Here is a 17,258-nt window from a genome sequence, read left to right as displayed (position 1 = left end):
AGCACCATGAATACAACAACAGAACTTGGCAAGTTGTTCGCTTTTGCCCGCGAACATTCAGCGTATTACGCCAGACATTTGCAAAACGTTGCGCCGCAGACAAACACCCTGGATGAACTTCCGGTAATTGATCCACAACAATACTGGGCAAGTAGCGAAAACCTGGAACAATGGCCGGTACTGACCTCAACGGTCGAACGCGCCCTGGTATTCAAGACCGGTGGAACAACCAGCGCCGGTAAACTTTCAGTATTTACCCGCGAAGAATGGCAGACACTTGTGCGGGACTTCGGCAGCCATCTCGCCGGTCAACTCAATCCCGGCGACCGGGTGGCGAACCTGTTTTTCGTCGGCGACCTGTACGCCAGTTTCATTTTTATCCACGACGCCCTGGCGCACGAACCGGCGGGTGTTACCGAATACCCGTTTACCGGCGACGTCGACCCTGCGGTGCTGGCCGACTCGATCCGCCAACACCGGATCAATGTGCTGGCCGGCGTACCCGCACAATTGCTGACATTCGCCGGCGTGCTGGAGCGTCAGGCGCGAACCCTGGGCGAAGTCGAGACAATCCTTTACGGCGGAGAAAGCCTGTTCACCGGACAATTGCAGGCGTTGCACCGGGTGTTTCCCAACGCGCGGATTGCCTCTATCGGTTACGCCAGTGTCGACGCCGGTTTCATCGGTGCCGCAAGCCGCGATTGCGCACTCGGCGAGCATCGGATGCTGGCCAGCCACAGCGTGCTGGAAATCGTCGATGAACACACCGGTGAAGTGATCGAAGAATGCGACCGAACCGGGCGACTGCTGATCACCAACCTCACCCGCCGACTGATGCCGCTGATCCGCTACCCCGTGGGTGATCTCGCTTGCTGGCGAGAGCCGGCTACCGCGTCGATGCGCAAGTTCGCCTTGAAGGGCCGCAGCGCCAGCAGTCAGCGGGTGCGCGTGAGCAGCCTGACTCTGTTGATCGAAGACATTGCCGCAATCGTCGCACGCATCACCGCCAGCGACGACTGGCAACTGGTCATCAGCCAATCGGCCAACGTCGATATCGTATGCCTGAAATGGCTACCCGACACGCTGACGGCCGAGACCGCTGACGCCAACACGACCTTGCAGCGTGCACTGATCGAGCAATACCCGCTGATCATGCAACTCTGCGCTGAGCGCTTGATCGAGTTGCAGATTACCCATTGCACACCCGATGAACTCGCTCGCCATCCGCGTTCCGGCAAGCGCCAACGCGTCGTCGATCTGCGTGTCTACGCCACGCCCGGACCGGAGCAACGTCCATGGACAACTTGACGCTGCGCAGTTATCGCCGATCCGACGCCAGGGCGATCAGCCATCTGTTTCGGGAAATCTATGGTGACCACTACGTGCAGCCGCACGTGTATTTGCCGTTGATGATCAATCAGAACCATGGCGAGGGTCGCTGGCATTCGCTGGTGGCGGAATCCGGGAAAAAAATCCTCGGCCACGCCACGTTGTGCAGAAACGCGGGATCGCCTACGGCGGAACTGGCGTTGAGCGTGGTCCATCCGTCAACACGCGGGCAGAACATCGCGACGCAGTTGGGCATGCGGCTGTTGATCCATGCCCAGGCACTTGGTTGCCACGGCGTGACCATCAAACAGGTGACGCAGCATCTCTACACCCAACGCATGGCTGACCGACTCGGTTTTTGCAGCACCGGGTTGTTGCTTGACTACGTACCCTCACCGTTTGGCGAGCCACTGCCGGAGTCCATCGTCATCGGCTACACCCCTGTGGAAGGCTATCGCCGCCCGCTCCCGGCATTGTCCTGGCCGCAAAGCTGTCACGATTTCATGGCGCATTTGTGCGGCGTATACGGAACACACGACAAAGAAGCGCGTTGGGTGGGAGAGCCGATGCAGGTTGAACAATGCTCAGGACGTTATGACGTGGTGCTGAAAAAACTCGACGCCGGCTTGCTTCAACAGCTACGACGACTGCCCGAACACTGGATGATCTCGATCAGGCTAAGGCTGGCAACAGGCTTCGCCAATGCCGTGGATAGCCTGTCGGCAATGGGCTTCGTCTTCACCGGGATTGCCCCGAATGAACGGGGCGCTGGATGGTTGGCTTTGTTTCATCGAGGCTATCGCGCGCGATCGCTGGAGCTGCGCTGCCCACACCTGCAACGACTGCATGATCAGGCTCAACAACGCGTCGCAGCACGCTGAAGCGAGGCGTTGCCGGGTTTTTGCACATCAACCAGCCCGTTCAAGCGTTGAGCGGGCTAAACGGTCAGCCTCAAGCTTTGGCTTTGACACCTTCATCGACCGGTTTCGCGGCGTTGCCTTCACCGTAGGTCTTGAGGTTCTGCAGGACATAGATCGCTTTCTTGAACTCGGGAATCAGACTCTGGCCGTAAGCGTTGCCATTGAGGCCATTATTCTGAATGGCGTCGAGCTGGGTCGCGAAATACTCCAGGGCGTTGAATTTGGCATCGATATCTTTGGTCACGCCAAAACGGTCGAACTTGTCACCGGCGTTCTTCAAGGTAAACGACGTGATCTCGGAGATCAGGCCGCGGCTGCGCAGCATCTCGCTCAGATTTCCCAATTGCTTTACCGAAACATTCGCAGGATCAAAGCCCTTGATGGCCTTGCGCATGCCCTGCTTGTCCATTTCAGCGGTATTCAGCGCGGTGGGATTGGTACCGACCTTGGTCAGCATCTGCTGCACTTTGATGCTCTGGGCCACTTGTTTTTTCGCGCCGGTGTTACGAACCATAACGCCTGCCTTGCTCTCCCAGCCGCCGACAATACCGATCGTCATGAAAAGACTCCCTGTGAAATGAACATAAAAAGTATCCGTATTGAACGGCAATAATGGACGCGAGTATCGGCGGGCGAATTGATGGCACCAACCTATTTCTGCACATTTTTACAATTCTTGTACATTCTCGATACAAAAGCCAATTAGCCCGTAACGACTGCCCCGAAGCTGTCATGGCAATGCAATGAAATTTGCTTTTTCGAGCGCTAATAGGCACTGATCAGCCGCTATGTATCAGCCATGGTACTGACCAGTCATCGGCACGCGCATTTTTTAGGACGCGAGTACCTAAAGCTTCCAGGCACCACGACGATACGCTGTAGATACCCGCACTGTTCTATCCCCGCCCCCTAATAAGAAACGCTGCTCAAGGACCGGTCTCCATGCCCGCATTCCGCACTATTCAGGCTCGCTACACGCTGTTTCTGGTTCTGTTCATCCTGCTGTTGTCGGTGTTGACCGTGGTCGGCATCAGCCAACTGGTCGCCCCCAAGTTGCGTCACACCGAAGAACAGGTGGTACTCAACCGCATCGCCGAAGTCGCCGAGCAGATTCAGGGCGAGTTGAACAAAGTGCAGGCGCAACAGCGCAGCATCACCCAGACCATCCCGCTGCTCGACAGCACCGCCATCGACGCGGTGCTGCCAGGTCTGGTCGATCAATACGGCGAGCTCAAAGTATTCGGCGGCGGGATCTGGCCTCTGCCGGGGCAACGTGAAGCCGGGCGCAACAAATTCAGTACGTTCTGGCACCGCGATGCCTCGGGCAAACTCGCCGTCAACACGTTCTGGAACAGCGACGCGGCGCCCAACTATTACGACCAGAGCTGGTACAAAGGCGGCATGGCCACACCACGCGGTCAATGCGCCTGGGCGGCGGCGTATAAAGACGACGCCAGCGCCGAGCCGCGCACCAACTGCGCCATGGCCATCCAGAAAAACGGCAACGCGTGGGGCGTGTCGACGATTGACGTCACCCTCGGCTTCTTCAACGATCTGGTGGCGCGCAAGGAAAAAGACCTCAACGCCGAGATGCTGATCGTTGAAGCCGACGGCAAGATCATCAGTAACAGCTCGCGCATCAGTGGCCCGATCGTGCTGAAGAACATCAGCGAACTGGCCGGCACGTCGACTTTCGCCAGCCAAGTCAAAGCCGGGCTGCAAAGCCGCGATCAGGCGCAGCGCATCGAGTTCGATAACAACGGCGAAGCCAGCACGTTCTTCATGCGGCCGATTGAAGGCACGCCGTGGTTCCTCGCCACGGCGCTGCCGACGAAAATGCTCACCGCCCAGCGTGATGACGTCCTCAGCACCTTGAGCCTGTTGCAGATTCCACTGGTGATCCTGCTGGTGCTGTTGCAGGTCTACGCGATTCGTCAGTTGGTGCAACGCATGAAAGCCTTGAAAGCCAATATCGATTTGCTGTCCAGCGGCGATGCTGACCTGACCCGGCGCATCACCATTCGCGCCGAAGATGAACTTGGCGCCATCGGTCACTCGGTGAACACCTTTATTGCCTACCTGCAAAACATGATCGGTGAAGTCACCCAGGCTACCGGCGCCATGGCCTCCAGCCTCGACAACCTGCAACGCACCTCGGCACACACCAGCCAGATTCTGTTGCGTCATGCTTCGGAAACCGATCAGACCGTTACCGCCATCACCGAAATGAGTTCGACGGCAGAAAGCGTTGCGCAGAACGCCGCCGAAACCGCCGCGTTTACCCAGCGCGCCAATGAAAACGCCGACCGTTCGCGGGTGGTGGTGGGCGAAGCGACCAACAGCGTGGTCGCGTTGATCGATGAAGTGGCCAGTGCCACACACAAAGTTGAAAACATGCAGCAGGACGCCCAGCGGATCACCGAAATTCTCGGGGTGATCGGCGCGATTGCCGGGCAGACCAACCTGTTGGCGCTCAACGCGGCCATCGAAGCGGCACGCGCCGGTGAACAGGGCCGTGGTTTTGCCGTGGTTGCCGATGAAGTGCGTGCCCTCGCCGCGCGCACCCAGGCCAGCACCTCGGAAATCAACGAGATGTTGACGCGTCTGACTCAGGGCGTGAGCTCGTCGGTCAGCGCCATGGAAAACACCCAGGCCAGTTGTCAGTCCGCCGCCGACGCGACCGCACGGGTCAACTCCGGTCTGGATGAAATGGCCGGTTCGGTCAGCCACATCAACAGCCTCAGCACCCAGATCGCCACCGCCGCCGAGCAGCAAAGCGCCGTGACCGAAGAAATCAACCGCAGCATGGTGCAGATCCGCCACATGGTCGATGAGCTGGTGCAGAGTGGCAAAGCCAGCGAACTCAACACTCACCAGTTGCTTGAAGCCAACAGCCGGGTGAGCGCGATCATGGGGCGTTTCAAAGTGCGCTGATCGAAGCTCCCATAAGGGTTCTCTGCCCAACAGATAATCCTTGTGGGAGCGAGCCTGCTCGCGAAAGCGATCTTTCAGTCCCCGCTTCAGTGTTTGAACTACCGCATTCGCGAGCAGGCTCGCTCCCACAGGTTGGTGCTGCGTTTTGCAACAACTGGAAACATTGCGTTGATGCCCGGCGGCAAAAACCGGTCAAAATGCGTGCTTTCCGATTGTCACCCGAGCCGAGAATCCGTTATGCGAACCCACCTGCGTCTGCTCGCCCTGAGCGCCCTGTTCATCTCCGCAATGGCCCAGGCCGCCGACCTGATTCCGATCGAAGTCCATCGCGATGCCAATTGCGGCTGCTGCAAAAAATGGATCAGCCACCTCGAAGCCAATGGCTTCAAAGTCGAAGATCACGTCGAAAACGACATGAGCAGCTTCAAGCAGCAACATGGCGTACCGCCGCGTCTGGCCTCGTGCCACACCGCGATCATCAACGGCAAATTCGTCGAAGGCCATGTGCCCGCGGAACAGGTTCTGGCCCTGAGCAAGCGTGACGATCTGCTCGGCGTCGCCGCACCGGGCATGCCAATGGGCTCGCCGGGCATGGAAATGGACGGCATGAGTGATGCTTATCAGATTATCGGCCTGAAGAAAGACGGGGCTGACGTGGTCGTGGCGGATTACCCGGCCCATTGATCATCGCGGCGTACGGCGGCCTGTTTCTCGCCGCTTTCGGCGCGGCGACCTTGTTGCCGCTGCAATCCGAGGCGTTACTGGTCGGCCTGATCGTCAGCGAGCGTTACTGGCTGTGGGGGCTGCTGGCGGTGGCGACACTGGGCAATGTACTCGGCTCGCTGGTCAACTGGTGGCTGGGGCGCGGGATCGAGCGCTTTCAGGATCGGCGGTGGTTTCCGGTCAGCCCCGCGCACATGGCCAAAGCGCGCAAACACTATGAGCGCTACGGTCACTGGTCGTTGCTGCTGAGCTGGTTGCCGATCATTGGCGACCCCCTGACACTGATTGCCGGTGTCATGCGCGAACCACTCGGGCGCTTTCTGTTGATCGTCACCCTGGCCAAAGGTGCACGTTACGGCGTGCTGGCCCTGCTGACGCTGGGGTGGCTGGGTTGAACGTTCGGGCGCGGGCATTGCCTGTGTTTAACGTCGGCGTAATCCGCTCGTTCCAGCATCGGCCGATTTCAAACGGAGTTTGACCTTATGTCTGTCATGTTTTCCCGTTGGCTTCCCTCCCTGCTCCTCTGCGCCGCCCTGCCCCTGTCGGCGCAGGCTGCGACGTCAAGCGAAGCGACGCCGGAAGGCCCGGCCTATGGCCCGGAACTGCAAGGCTTCGATTATCCCTACACCCTTAAACACTTTGCCTTTCAGTCACAGGGCGAATCCCTGCAGATGGGTTACATGGACGTCGCCGCTCACGGCAAGGCCAACGGCCGCACTGTGGTGCTGATGCACGGCAAGAACTTTTGCGCAGCCACCTGGGACAGTTCGATCAAGGCCTTGAGCGAGGCCGGTTACCGGGTGGTCGCACCGGACCAGATCGGCTTTTGCACCTCCAGCAAACCCGACAACTATCAATACAGCTTTCAGCAACTGGCGACCAACACTCAGCAGTTGCTCAAAGCGCTGGGCATTCAAAAAGCCACGCTGCTCGGTCATTCCACCGGCGGCATGCTCGCCACGCGTTATGCCTTGCTGTTCCCCGAGCAGGTCGAGCAACTGGCGCTGGTCAACCCGATCGGCCTGGAAGACTGGAAAGCCCTCGGCGTGCCCTATCGCACCGTGGATCAGTGGTATCAGCGTGAGCTGAAAGTCACTGCCCAAGGCATCCGTGATTACGAACGCACCACTTACTACGACGGCCGCTGGAAACCGGAATTCGACCGTTGGGTAGACATGCTCGCCGGCCTGAGCAAAGGCCCGGGCAAGACTCAGGTCGCGTGGAACTCAGCGCTGATCTACGACATGATTTTCACCCAGCCGGTGTATTACGAGTTCAAGGACCTGAAGATGCCGACCCTGCTGCTGATCGGCACCTCCGACACCACGGCCATCGGCAAAGACCTCGCGCCGCCTGAGGTGAAAGCGAAAATCGGCCATTACGACGTACTCGGCAAACAAGTGGCCAAGCTGATCCCGCAGTCGACGCTGGTGGAGTTTCCCGGCATGGGCCACGCGCCACAAATGGAAGAACCGGCACAGTTCCACAAGGCCTTGCTCGGCTGGCTGAATACAACCAATCCCGTTCGTTGATGAGGTAAGGCTGATGGCGGTGCAGATTGCAGTGATCGATGACTGGCAGGACGTGGCCCGCGACGTGGTCGACTGGTCGGTGCTCGATAGCCTCGGTGAGGTGACGTTCGAGCACGATTACCCGGCGGACAATGCCACACTGGCCGAGCGACTGGGCCGCTATCAGGTGATCTGCGTGATGCGCGAGCGCACGCGCTTCGATGAGGATTTGCTCAAGCGTTTGCCTCATCTGAAGTTGCTGGTCACCGGCGGCATGCGCAACGCAGCGCTGGATATGCAAGCGGCCGCCAGGCTGGGGATCAAGGTTTGCGGCACCGACAGTTACAAGCATGCCGCGCCGGAATTGACCTGGGCGCTGATCATGGCGGCCACGCGCAATCTGGTGAACGAAGCCAATGCCCTGCGCGACGGTCACTGGCAGCAAGGGCTGGGCGGCGATCTGCATGGCAAGACCCTCGGGATTTTGGGTCTTGGCAGCATCGGCCAGCGCGTCGCGCAGTTTGGCCAGGTGTTCGGCATGCGGGTGATTGCCTGGAGCGAAAACCTCACCGCCGAACGCGCTGAACAGGCTGGCGTGACGTACGTGAGCAAACAGGCATTGTTCGAACAGTCCGATGTGTTATCGGTGCATCTGGTGCTCAGCGAGCGCAGTCGCGGGCTGGTCGATGCGCAGGCACTAGGCTGGATGAAGCCGACGGCCCTGCTGGTCAACACCGCCCGCGGGCCGATTGTCGATGAGGCGGCGCTGATCAAGGCGTTGCAGAAACAGCAGATCGCCGGGGCGGCGCTGGACGTGTTCGAACAGGAACCGCTGCCCGCGATGCACCCGTTTCGAACGCTGGACAATGTACTGGCGACGCCGCATGTCGGGTATGTCAGCCGGCAGAACTATGAGCAGTTCTTTTCGCAGATGATCGAGGATATTCAGGCTTGGGTGGCTGGTCATCCAATCCGTGCGCTAAATTAACCCCCACTGTAGGAGCTGCCGAAGGCTGCGATCTTTTGATCTTCGCTTTTAAATGCAAAATCAAAAGATCGCAGCCTTCGGCAGCTCCTACAGGTGTTGTCTGTGGTCAGCCGATCAACTAACTGCCCGCACCACAACAGTGCAACCGCACTTCCCGCTAGCACAGAATCGTGACCGATCAGTCACCGTTTTAGCCCTCCCTCGCAGAAAAACCTGCACTTCGTCGGTGCGTTCCCCCCTCAAAAGCACGGTCGGCGTGGCCTGCCAACCGATTGTCGAACAATTTACCCATTTGCTCCGCCCCGCTCTAGGATCTGGCCTAGACTGACTTTCGCGGGGTAAAACCGACCGGTCACATCGCGGAAAAAAAGTCGAAACTTTTGCGCGCGGCGGCTGGTCATCTGAAAGACAGGGCCATAGCGACTGGTGCAATCCTTGCAACGGCCCGTTCACCCATTCTGCTTGCGCGTGTTGGGTAGCGTTTGCTCACCGATGCGTGGCGCGTTTGCGCCCGGCCACAGGACTTGGCCATGGACATCGCTTGTTCAAGACAAGAATCAGATCAACGAGACGGGAGATTCATATGATCAGTGCGGCATTGGAAATTCAGGGAGAGCGTGCTCAGCAGGCGGTTGGTGAATCGAGCACCATCAGTGTTCCTGGCAGCCGACAGATCAACATCCCCGGCACAAAAACGCTGACTCCGGTAGCGAGCCAGAACCCCAACAAGAAAAAAGTGTTGTTCGTCACCTCGGAAATCGCCGATCTGGTCAAGACCGGTGGTCTGGGTGACGTCTCCGCTGCCCTGCCCCGGGCCATGGCCCATCTGCACGACGTGCGCGTGTTGATCCCCGGTTACCCGCAGGTGATGCACAGCGAAAATCCGATCCATATCATCGGCGAACTGGGTGGCCACGCAGCGCTGCCACCATGCAAGATCGGGCGCATGGACATGCCGGACGGTCTGGTCATCTATGTACTGATCTGCCCCGAACTCTACGAGCGCGAAGGTTCGCCCTACGGCGCCAACAACGGCCGCGACTGGCCGGATAACCACATTCGTTTCGCCCGCCTCGGTCTGGCCGCCGCCGACATCGCCGCCAACCTCGCGCAAATTCACTGGTGCCCGGATCTGGTGCACGCCCATGACTGGCCGGCCGGTCTCGCGCCTGCCTATATGCACTGGCGCGGGCAGCGTACGCCCACCCTGTTCACCATTCACAACCTCGCCTATCAAGGCGTGACCAGCCTCGGCTCCTGCCCGGAGCTGGGGATTCCAGCCCATGCCCTGCAACAGGAAGGCATGGAGTTCTACGGCAAAATGTCGTTCCTCAAGGCCGGCATGGCGTATTCAAGCCATATCACCACGGTCAGCGCCACTTATGCGCAGGAAATCACCACCCCGGATTTCGGCTGTGGCCTCGACGGCTTTCTCGCCGCCAAGACCCAGCAAGGTTTGCTCAGCGGCATCCCCAACGGCATCGATGAGAGCTGGGACGCTGCGACCGATCCGCACCTGTTTGCACCGTTTGCAATTGGCGACTGGGAAGGCAAAGCGATCAACGCCGCGCACGTGCGTGAGCTGTTCGGCCTCAACGATTCCACCGGACCGCTGTTCGCTGTGGTGTCGCGACTGGTCTACCAGAAAGGTCTGGACCTGACGATAGCGGTATCCGAATACATCGTGCAGAACGGAGGCCAGATCGCAATCATCGGTCGCGGCGAACCGGAAGAAGAACAAGCCATGCGCGAACTGGCGCTGCGCTTTCCTGGGCAGATCGGTGTGCGCATCGGCTTCAATGAAACCGACGCCCGGCGCATGTTCGCCGGCAGCGATTTCCTGCTGATGCCTTCGCGTTACGAGCCTTGCGGTTTGAGTCAGATGTACGCCCAGCGCTTCGGCTCGCTGCCGGTGGCGCGCAATACCGGCGGTCTGGCCGACACCATTGAAAACGGCGTCACCGGTTTCCTCTTCGATGAGTCCACCGCTGAAAGCTATCAAGAGGCCCTGAGCCGCGCGTTCAAGGTATTCGCCTTCCCCGAACTGCTCAACGCCATGCGTTGCCGCGCAATGGCTGCGCCGTTCAACTGGTGCAAAGCGGTTGAACCGTACGCCGAACTCTACGAACAACTGGTCGCCAAGGCGCTGGGTAAAGCTCACCACAAATAACCAGGGAGGTTCACCACGATGCCGTTACGGTCTACTGAAACCTGGCCCCACGGCGCGATCATGCTAGACGCCGAACACACGCAATTTGCGCTATGGGCGCCGGATGCGTTTTACGTGAGTGTCGAACTTGAAAACGGCCAGTCGCTGCCGATGCTGCCTCAGGCAGAGGGCTGGTTTGTGATCAAGGCCCGCTGTCCGGCGGGCACCCGCTACCGCTACAACATCGACGGCGAACTGGAGGTGCCTGACCCGGCCTCCAGAGCCCAGGATGGCGACCTCGACCGCCAGAGTGTGGTGGTCGATCCTCTGGCTTATCAATGGCGACACACGGCCTGGCACGGTCGGCCATGGAGCGAAGCAGTGATCTACGAGTTGCACGTCGGTGCGCTCGGTGGTTTCGCGGAAGTCGAACAACATCTGGCGCGCCTTGCAGGCCTGGGCGTCACCGCCATCGAACTGATGCCGCTGGCGCAGTTTCCCGGCGAGCGCAATTGGGGCTACGACGGTGTTTTGCCCTTCGCCCCGCAAGCCTCCTACGGTACGCCGGAACAACTCAAACACCTGATCGACAGCGCCCACGGCCATGGTCTGGCAGTAATTCTCGACGTGGTCTACAACCACTTCGGGCCGGACGGCAATTACCTGCACCGTTACGCCAAAGGCTTTTTTCGCGAAGACAAGCACACGCCGTGGGGCGCGGCGATCGATTTTCGTCGCAGCGAAGTGCGCGAGTTCTTCATCGAAAACGCGCTGATGTGGCTGCTCGAATACCGTTTCGACGGCCTGCGCCTCGACGCCGTGCATGCCATTGAGGATCCGGATTTTCTCAGCGAAATGGCCCGACGTATCCGCGCGCAGATCGATCCCAGTCGGCATGTCTGGCTGACCGTGGAAAACGAACTCAACCAGTCGAGCCTGCTGGAATACGACTACGACGCGCAGTGGAACGACGACGGCCATAACGCCCTGCACGTCCTGCTCACTGGCGAAACCGATGCGTATTACGCCGACTACGCCGCACAACCCACCGAACAATTGGTGCGCTGCCTCAGTCAGGGTTTTGTTTTCCAGGGCCACATCACCCGCCATGGCGAACCACGCGGCGAACCCAGCGAACACCTGCCCTCCACGGCGTTCGTGCTGTTCCTGCAAAACCACGATCAGATCGGCAACCGTGCGTTCGGCGAGCGCCTGCATCACCTGGCCGATCCGCGTGCCGTGCAGGCAGCGACCGTGTTGTTACTGCTGTCGCCGATGATTCCGCTGATGTTCATGGGCGATGAGTTCGCCGCCGAGCAGCCGTTCCTGTTTTTCACCAGTCATCACGGTGAACTGGCCAAGTTGGTGCGCGAGGGCCGCCGCAATGAATTCGCCGCGTTCAGTGCCTTCACCGATCCGCACAAACGCGAGCAGATTCCCGACCCGAACGCCGAAAAAACCTTTCACGCCTCACAGCCCAGGTTGATCGGCAATGGCAGCGTGAAACAGCAGGAAACCCTCACGCTGTACCAGAAGCTGCTGCAATTTCGCCATCAATACATCATTCCACATCTGTCCGGCACGCAAGCGCTCGGCGCCCATATGCTCGGTTATGGCGCGGTCAGTGCGCGCTGGCGTCTGGGCAATGGCAGCGAGCTGCGAATTGACCTGAACCTCAGCGACACGCCAGTGGTCAACCCTCCACAGACCGAGGCCGTGTGGTTGTTTCAACAGCCATCCAGCGTCGATCTATCGGAATCGGGCGAACTGCCCGCGTATTGCGCGCTTGTCAGCCTCACGGCCGCAACCCCTTTGCAACCTCTGGATGGAGAGCGCCTATGAGCGATGCGCAACTGGAAATACTTGCAAGCCGCGCCGGCCTTGCCGTCGACTGGATCGACGCCAACGGCCGCCCGCAAAAAGTCGCCCCGGCGGTGCTGCGCAATGTTCTGATCGGACTCGGCCACCCCGCCAGCACCGCGCAGGAAATCGACGCCAGCCTGCTGGAACTGCAAGCTGCCCAACAAGACCGGCACTTGCCGCCGCTGCTGACCAGCGATGTCGGCGTCGGCCTCGATCTGGGTCGGTATTTCGCCCCGCAAACCCCGTGCGAAATCCACCTTGAAGACGGCTCGCGGCTGGACCTGAAACTGGACTCTGAAGCGGTACTGCCGGGACTGATTCCGGTCGGCTATCAACAGGTGCACATCGGCGATCAATACTTCACCTTGGCCGTGGCGCCTGAGCGTTGCTTCAGTGTCGGCGATGCGGTGGATAATCCGATTCCGCGTGTTTGGGGTCTGAGTGCGCAACTGTATTCGCTGCGCCGCCCCGGCGACGGCGGCTTCGGTGACACCCAAGCGTTGGAGGATCTGGTCCGCGTGGCCGGTGAACGCGGCGCCGATGCGCTGGCAATCAGCCCATTGCACGCCATGTTCAGCGCCGATACCGGGCGCTACAGTCCTTATTCGCCGTCCAGTCGTCTGTTCCTCAATCCCCTGTACGCCGCCCCCGGCGCGATTCTCGGTGAGCGCGCTTTGCGCGATGCGATCGACGCAACCGGCCTGGCCGAGCAGTTTGCGCAACTGGAAGACCTGACCCTGATCGACTGGCCAAGCGCCGCCGACGCCAAGCAAAAACTCTTGCAAGCGTTGTACGAAGGTTTCATCGCCGGTGACCACCCACTGCACCCGGACTTCGGCAGTTTCCGCCATGCCGGTGGCGAAGCACTGGAAAACCACTGCCGTTTCGAAGCGATTCAGGAAATGCGCGCCGCCCGTGGTGAAAACCTCGACTGGCGGCAATGGCCGGAACACTGGCACGACCCACGCGGCGCAGCGCTCGAAGCGTTTGCCGAGGAATATGCCGAACGCATCGGCTACTTCGCTTTTTGCCAATGGCTGATCCACCGTTGCCTGGAGCGCGCGCAAACCGCTGCACGCAGCGCCGGCATGGGCATTGGCCTGATCGCCGATCTGGCGGTGGGTGCCGATGGCGCCGGGAGCCAGGCCTGGAGTTTCCAGGATGAATTGCTCGCGTCGCTGACCGTGGGTGCGCCGCCGGACATTCTCAATCGCTCGGGCCAGGGCTGGGGCATTTCCGCATTCTCGCCGGAAGGTCTGATTCGCAATGGCTTTCGTGCCTTCATCGACATGCTGCGCGCCAACTTCGCCCATGCCGGCGGCTTGCGCATTGACCATGTGATGGGCCTGCAACGCTTGTGGGTGATCCCCAACGGCGCGGCGCCGGCCGATGGCGCGTACCTGTATTACCCGGTCGATGACTTGCTGCGATTGCTGACCCTCGAATCCCATCGCCACCAGGCCATCGTCCTCGGTGAAGACCTCGGCACGGTGCCAGATGGCCTGCGTGAAAAGCTCATCGCCCGCTCCATGCTCGGCATGCGCGTGCTGCTGTTCGAGCAGGACAACACCTTTTTCAAACCGATTCTCGACTGGCCGGACAACGCCTTGGCAACCACCAGCACCCACGATCTGCCAACGCTCAACGGCTGGTGGCATGGTCGTGATATCGACTGGAACGCACGCTTGGGTTTTGTCGATGCCAACGGTGAAATCGAATGGCGTCATCACCGCCAGCGTGAGCGCGAAGGCCTGCGCAACGCGTTGAGCCAGGACCCGCAAAACTTTCGCGAGGAATCCCACGAGGCCGATCAAGTGGTCGATGCCGCTGTGCGTTTCCTCGGCCACACCCGCGCGCCGTTGGTGCTGTTGCCGCTGGAAGATGCGCTGGGCATCAATGAACAGGCGAATCTGCCCGGCACCATCGACACCCATCCGAACTGGTCACGGCGTTTGCCCGGCACCAGTGAAGCGCTGCTCGATGGCGCGGATGCGGCGCGACGTCTGGAACTGCTCGCTTGCGCGCGCCTGCAGGCTGCCGAGCGTGACCAATGAACCAAACGCTCATCCAGCCCCTGCGTGCGACATTGCGCCTGCAATTTCATAAAGGTTTTACCCTCGAACACGCGGTGCCATTGGTGCCGTACTTCGCCCGGCTCGGCATCAGCCATATTTATGCCTCGCCGCTGCTCGCAGCGCGGGCCGGTTCGATGCACGGCTACGACGTGGTGGACCCGACCCAGGTCAACCCGGAACTTGGCGGCGAGCCGGCGTTACGGCGCTTGGTCAGCACGTTGCGCGAACACAACATGGGCCTGATCCTCGACATCGTCTCCAACCACATGGCGGTCGGTGGCAGCGACAACCCGTGGTGGCTTGATCTGCTGGAATGGGGACGGCTGAGTCCTTATGGAGAGTTCTTCGACATTCAATGGCATTCGCCGGACCCACTGATGGAAGGCCAGTTGCTGCTGCCGTTCCTCGGCAGCGATTACGGCGTAGCCTTGCAGGAAGGCACGCTGAAACTGCACTTCAATGCGCAGACCGGCAGTTTCCATGTCGAGCACTACGACCATAACTTCCCGGTGTGCCCGAATGATTACCCTGAGCTGCTGAAATCCACGGATGCACTGAAGCCGTTGGCCGATCGCTTCGGCGCCCTCAGCTATCAGACCGATGCCCATTCACTGGCGATGCCGCTGAAAGAACAACTGCGGCAACAGGCGACAGACCCGCAGATCCTCGAAGCGATCCAGAACAACCTGCAGCACTACGACTCGACCACCGAAGACGGCTTCCACAAACTGCATGAGTTGCTCGAACGTCAAAGCTATCGCCTGGCGAGTTGGCGCACGGCGGCTGACGACATCAACTGGCGGCGCTTTTTCGACATCAACGAACTCGGCGGGCTGCGCGTTGAGCGCCCGGCAGTGTTCGAAGCCACCCACGGCAAGATCTTCCAGTTGATTGCCGAAGGGCTGGTCGACGGTTTGCGCATCGACCACATCGACGGTCTCGCCGACCCGCGCGGTTACTGCCGAAAACTGCGCCGCCGGGTTGATCTGCTGGCGCCGGGCAGGCATCTGCCGATCTACGTCGAGAAGATCCTCGGCGCCGGCGAAACCCTGCACCGCGACTGGGCGGTGGATGGCACCACCGGTTATGAATTCATGAATCAGCTGTCGCTGCTGCAACACGACCCGGACGGCGAATTTGTGCTCGGTGACCTCTGGCAACGGCGTACCGAACGTCCGGCCGCGTTCATCGAGGAAGCGCAACTGGCGCGCCAGCAGATCCTCAACGGCTCGCTCGCCAGCGATTGCGAAAGCGTCGCCCAGGCGCTGCTGCAAGTCGCCCGCGATGACCTGATGACCCGCGACCTGACCCTCGGGGCGATCCGCCGAGTGCTGCAAGCGTTGATCGTGCACTTCCCGGTGTATCGCACGTACATCAGCGCCATGGGCCGCTCCGCGCAGGATGAAAAGTTCTTCCAGCAGGCCATGGACGGCGCGCGACAGAGCCTCGGTGAAGGCGACTGGCCGGTGCTCGACTGCGTTGCCGCCTGGCTTGGCGGTACGCCATGGCGGCGTAAACCGCGCGGGCGTTCGCGCAAGATTCTCAAGCATGCCTGCGTACGCTTTCAGCAACTGACCTCACCGGCAGCGGCCAAAGCCGTGGAAGACACCGCGCTGTATCGCTCCGCCGTGCTGCTGTCGCGCAATGACGTCGGCTACAACACCGAACAGTTCAGCGCTCCGCTCAGCGACTTTCATGCGGTCAATCAACAACGGCTGAGTGAATTCCCCGACAACTTGCTGGCCACCGCGACCCACGATCACAAACGTGGTGAAGACACCCGCGCACGTCTGGCCGTACTCAGTGAACGCAGCCATTGGTACGCCGAGCAGATCGAGCTGTGGCGCGCCCTCGCCCGTCCGGTGCGGGTGGATGATCAGATGCCATCGAGCGGCGATGAGCTGATTCTCTATCAAGCGTTGCTGGGCAGTTGGCCGCTGCAACTGCGTGACGACGACCAGGCGGGTTTCGCCGATTACGCCAAGCGCATCTGGCAATGGCAACAGAAAGCCCTGCGTGAAGCCAAGCTGCAAAGCAGTTGGAGCGCACCGAGCGAAAGCTACGAAAACGCCGCGCAAGCGTTCACCGAAAAACTCCTCACCGGTGAGGAAGGCGAACTGCTGCGCGCCGCGCTGAGCAAGACCGTCAACAGCATCGCCGCCGCCGGCGCGCTCAATGGCTTGGCGCAAACCTTGCTGCGCATGACCGTGCCGGGTGTGCCCGATTTGTATCAGGGCAATGAGTTCTGGGACTTCAGCCTGGTCGATCCGGACAACCGCCGGCCGGTGGATTACGCCGCTCGCGAACACGCTTTGCAGGAGCCATTGCCACCTGTGGAGTTGCTGGCGAACTGGCGTGACGGGCGTATCAAGCAAGCCTTGATTGCCCAAGTGCTGAACCTGCGCGTGGAGTATGCCGAGCTGTTCCGCCGGGGCAGCTACCAGGCCCTGGAGGTGCTCGGCAGTCAGGCGCACAACGTGCTCGCGTTTGCCCGTGAGCACGCCGGCAAGCAGGCCATCGTGATCGTGCCGGTCCGTTGCGCGACCCTGCTGGAAAACGGTGCTGTACCTCAGGTCGATGCGCTGCGCTGGGGCGATACGCGAGTGGTTTTACCGTTCGCCGCCTCTGCGACAAACCTGAAGGGACTTTTTTCAAGCAGCGCAGTCACAAAAAACAGGGAGCTGAATATCAGCGACGCGCTGGGGGATGTCCCGGTCAATCTCTTTATCCAACACTTAACGTAAGCATCAGTTCAGTTCAGGAGCA

General features: G+C 60.3%; 11 protein-coding genes and 2 pseudogenes. 12 read left to right on the top strand and 1 reads right to left on the bottom strand.

Annotation, left to right across the window (positions count from 1 at the left end):
• The first annotated feature begins 6 nt into the window (after positions 1–6).
• Positions 7–1,308, top strand: coding sequence for a phenylacetate--CoA ligase family protein (locus tag CKW26_RS26420; protein ID WP_095050743.1), 1,302 nt, complete (start codon positions 7–9; stop codon positions 1,306–1,308).
• The gene (locus CKW26_RS26415) at positions 1,296–2,210 is read left to right on the top strand and encodes a GNAT family N-acetyltransferase (RefSeq protein ID WP_095050742.1); all 915 of its coding nucleotides are present in this window, start codon (positions 1,296–1,298) and stop codon (positions 2,208–2,210) included. Before CKW26_RS26420 ends, CKW26_RS26415 begins: the two co-directional genes overlap by 13 nt.
• A 70-nt stretch (positions 2,211–2,280) precedes the next feature.
• Here the strand turns inward: CKW26_RS26415 and CKW26_RS26410 are convergent, their stop codons facing one another.
• Positions 2,281–2,808: a hypothetical protein gene (locus tag CKW26_RS26410; RefSeq protein ID WP_007918129.1), complete on the bottom strand. Its 528-nt coding sequence runs from the start codon at positions 2,806–2,808 to the stop codon at positions 2,281–2,283.
• A 383-nt stretch (positions 2,809–3,191) separates the two neighbouring features.
• Between CKW26_RS26410 and CKW26_RS30605 the strand changes: the two are divergent.
• The 10 genes and pseudogenes from CKW26_RS30605 to CKW26_RS26365 form a co-directional block, all read left to right on the top strand.
• Positions 3,192–4,322: pseudogene (locus tag CKW26_RS30605) on the top strand (cache domain-containing protein); the annotation flags it as partial.
• A 333-nt stretch (positions 4,323–4,655) separates the two neighbouring features.
• Positions 4,656–5,183: pseudogene (locus CKW26_RS30600) on the top strand (methyl-accepting chemotaxis protein); the annotation flags it as partial.
• 237 nt (positions 5,184–5,420) lie between these two features.
• Positions 5,421–5,867, top strand: a complete 447-nt coding sequence (locus tag CKW26_RS26400; RefSeq protein ID WP_095050740.1) for a DUF411 domain-containing protein — start codon at positions 5,421–5,423, stop codon at positions 5,865–5,867.
• Positions 5,867–6,301 (top strand): YqaA family protein, encoded by a 435-nt coding sequence (locus tag CKW26_RS26395; protein WP_095050760.1) that lies wholly within the window; start codon positions 5,867–5,869, stop codon positions 6,299–6,301. The genes CKW26_RS26400 and CKW26_RS26395 overlap by 1 nt, the downstream gene beginning before the upstream one ends.
• A gap of 87 nt (positions 6,302–6,388) precedes the next feature.
• A complete protein-coding gene (locus CKW26_RS26390) occupies positions 6,389–7,438 on the top strand; it encodes an alpha/beta fold hydrolase (protein ID WP_095050739.1) in 1,050 nt (349 codons plus the stop codon).
• Between the two features lie 13 nt (positions 7,439–7,451).
• Positions 7,452–8,405, top strand: a complete 954-nt coding sequence (locus tag CKW26_RS26385; protein ID WP_095050738.1) for a D-2-hydroxyacid dehydrogenase family protein — start codon at positions 7,452–7,454, stop codon at positions 8,403–8,405.
• Between the two features lie 583 nt (positions 8,406–8,988).
• Positions 8,989–10,575: a glycogen synthase GlgA gene (gene glgA, locus CKW26_RS26380; protein WP_095050737.1), complete on the top strand. Its 1,587-nt coding sequence runs from the start codon at positions 8,989–8,991 to the stop codon at positions 10,573–10,575.
• An 18-nt stretch (positions 10,576–10,593) separates the two neighbouring features.
• Positions 10,594–12,396: a malto-oligosyltrehalose trehalohydrolase gene (gene treZ / locus CKW26_RS26375; protein ID WP_095050736.1), complete on the top strand. Its 1,803-nt coding sequence runs from the start codon at positions 10,594–10,596 to the stop codon at positions 12,394–12,396.
• Positions 12,393–14,471 carry a 4-alpha-glucanotransferase gene (gene malQ, locus CKW26_RS26370; RefSeq protein ID WP_095050735.1) on the top strand — a complete coding sequence of 693 codons (2,079 nt, stop codon included), beginning with the start codon at positions 12,393–12,395 and terminating at the stop codon, positions 14,469–14,471. The genes treZ and malQ overlap by 4 nt, the downstream gene beginning before the upstream one ends.
• Positions 14,468–17,236, top strand: coding sequence for a malto-oligosyltrehalose synthase (locus tag CKW26_RS26365; protein WP_095050734.1), 2,769 nt, complete (start codon positions 14,468–14,470; stop codon positions 17,234–17,236). Before malQ ends, CKW26_RS26365 begins: the two co-directional genes overlap by 4 nt.
• Positions 17,237–17,258: the final 22 nt, after the last annotated feature.

This window comes from Pseudomonas sp. Irchel s3h9 (assembly GCF_900187475.1).
GTDB classification, from domain to species: domain Bacteria; phylum Pseudomonadota; class Gammaproteobacteria; order Pseudomonadales; family Pseudomonadaceae; genus Aquipseudomonas; species Aquipseudomonas neuropathica.
Note: the sequence above shows the minus strand (reverse complement) of the source record. Positions and strands in the feature narration are given on the sequence as shown.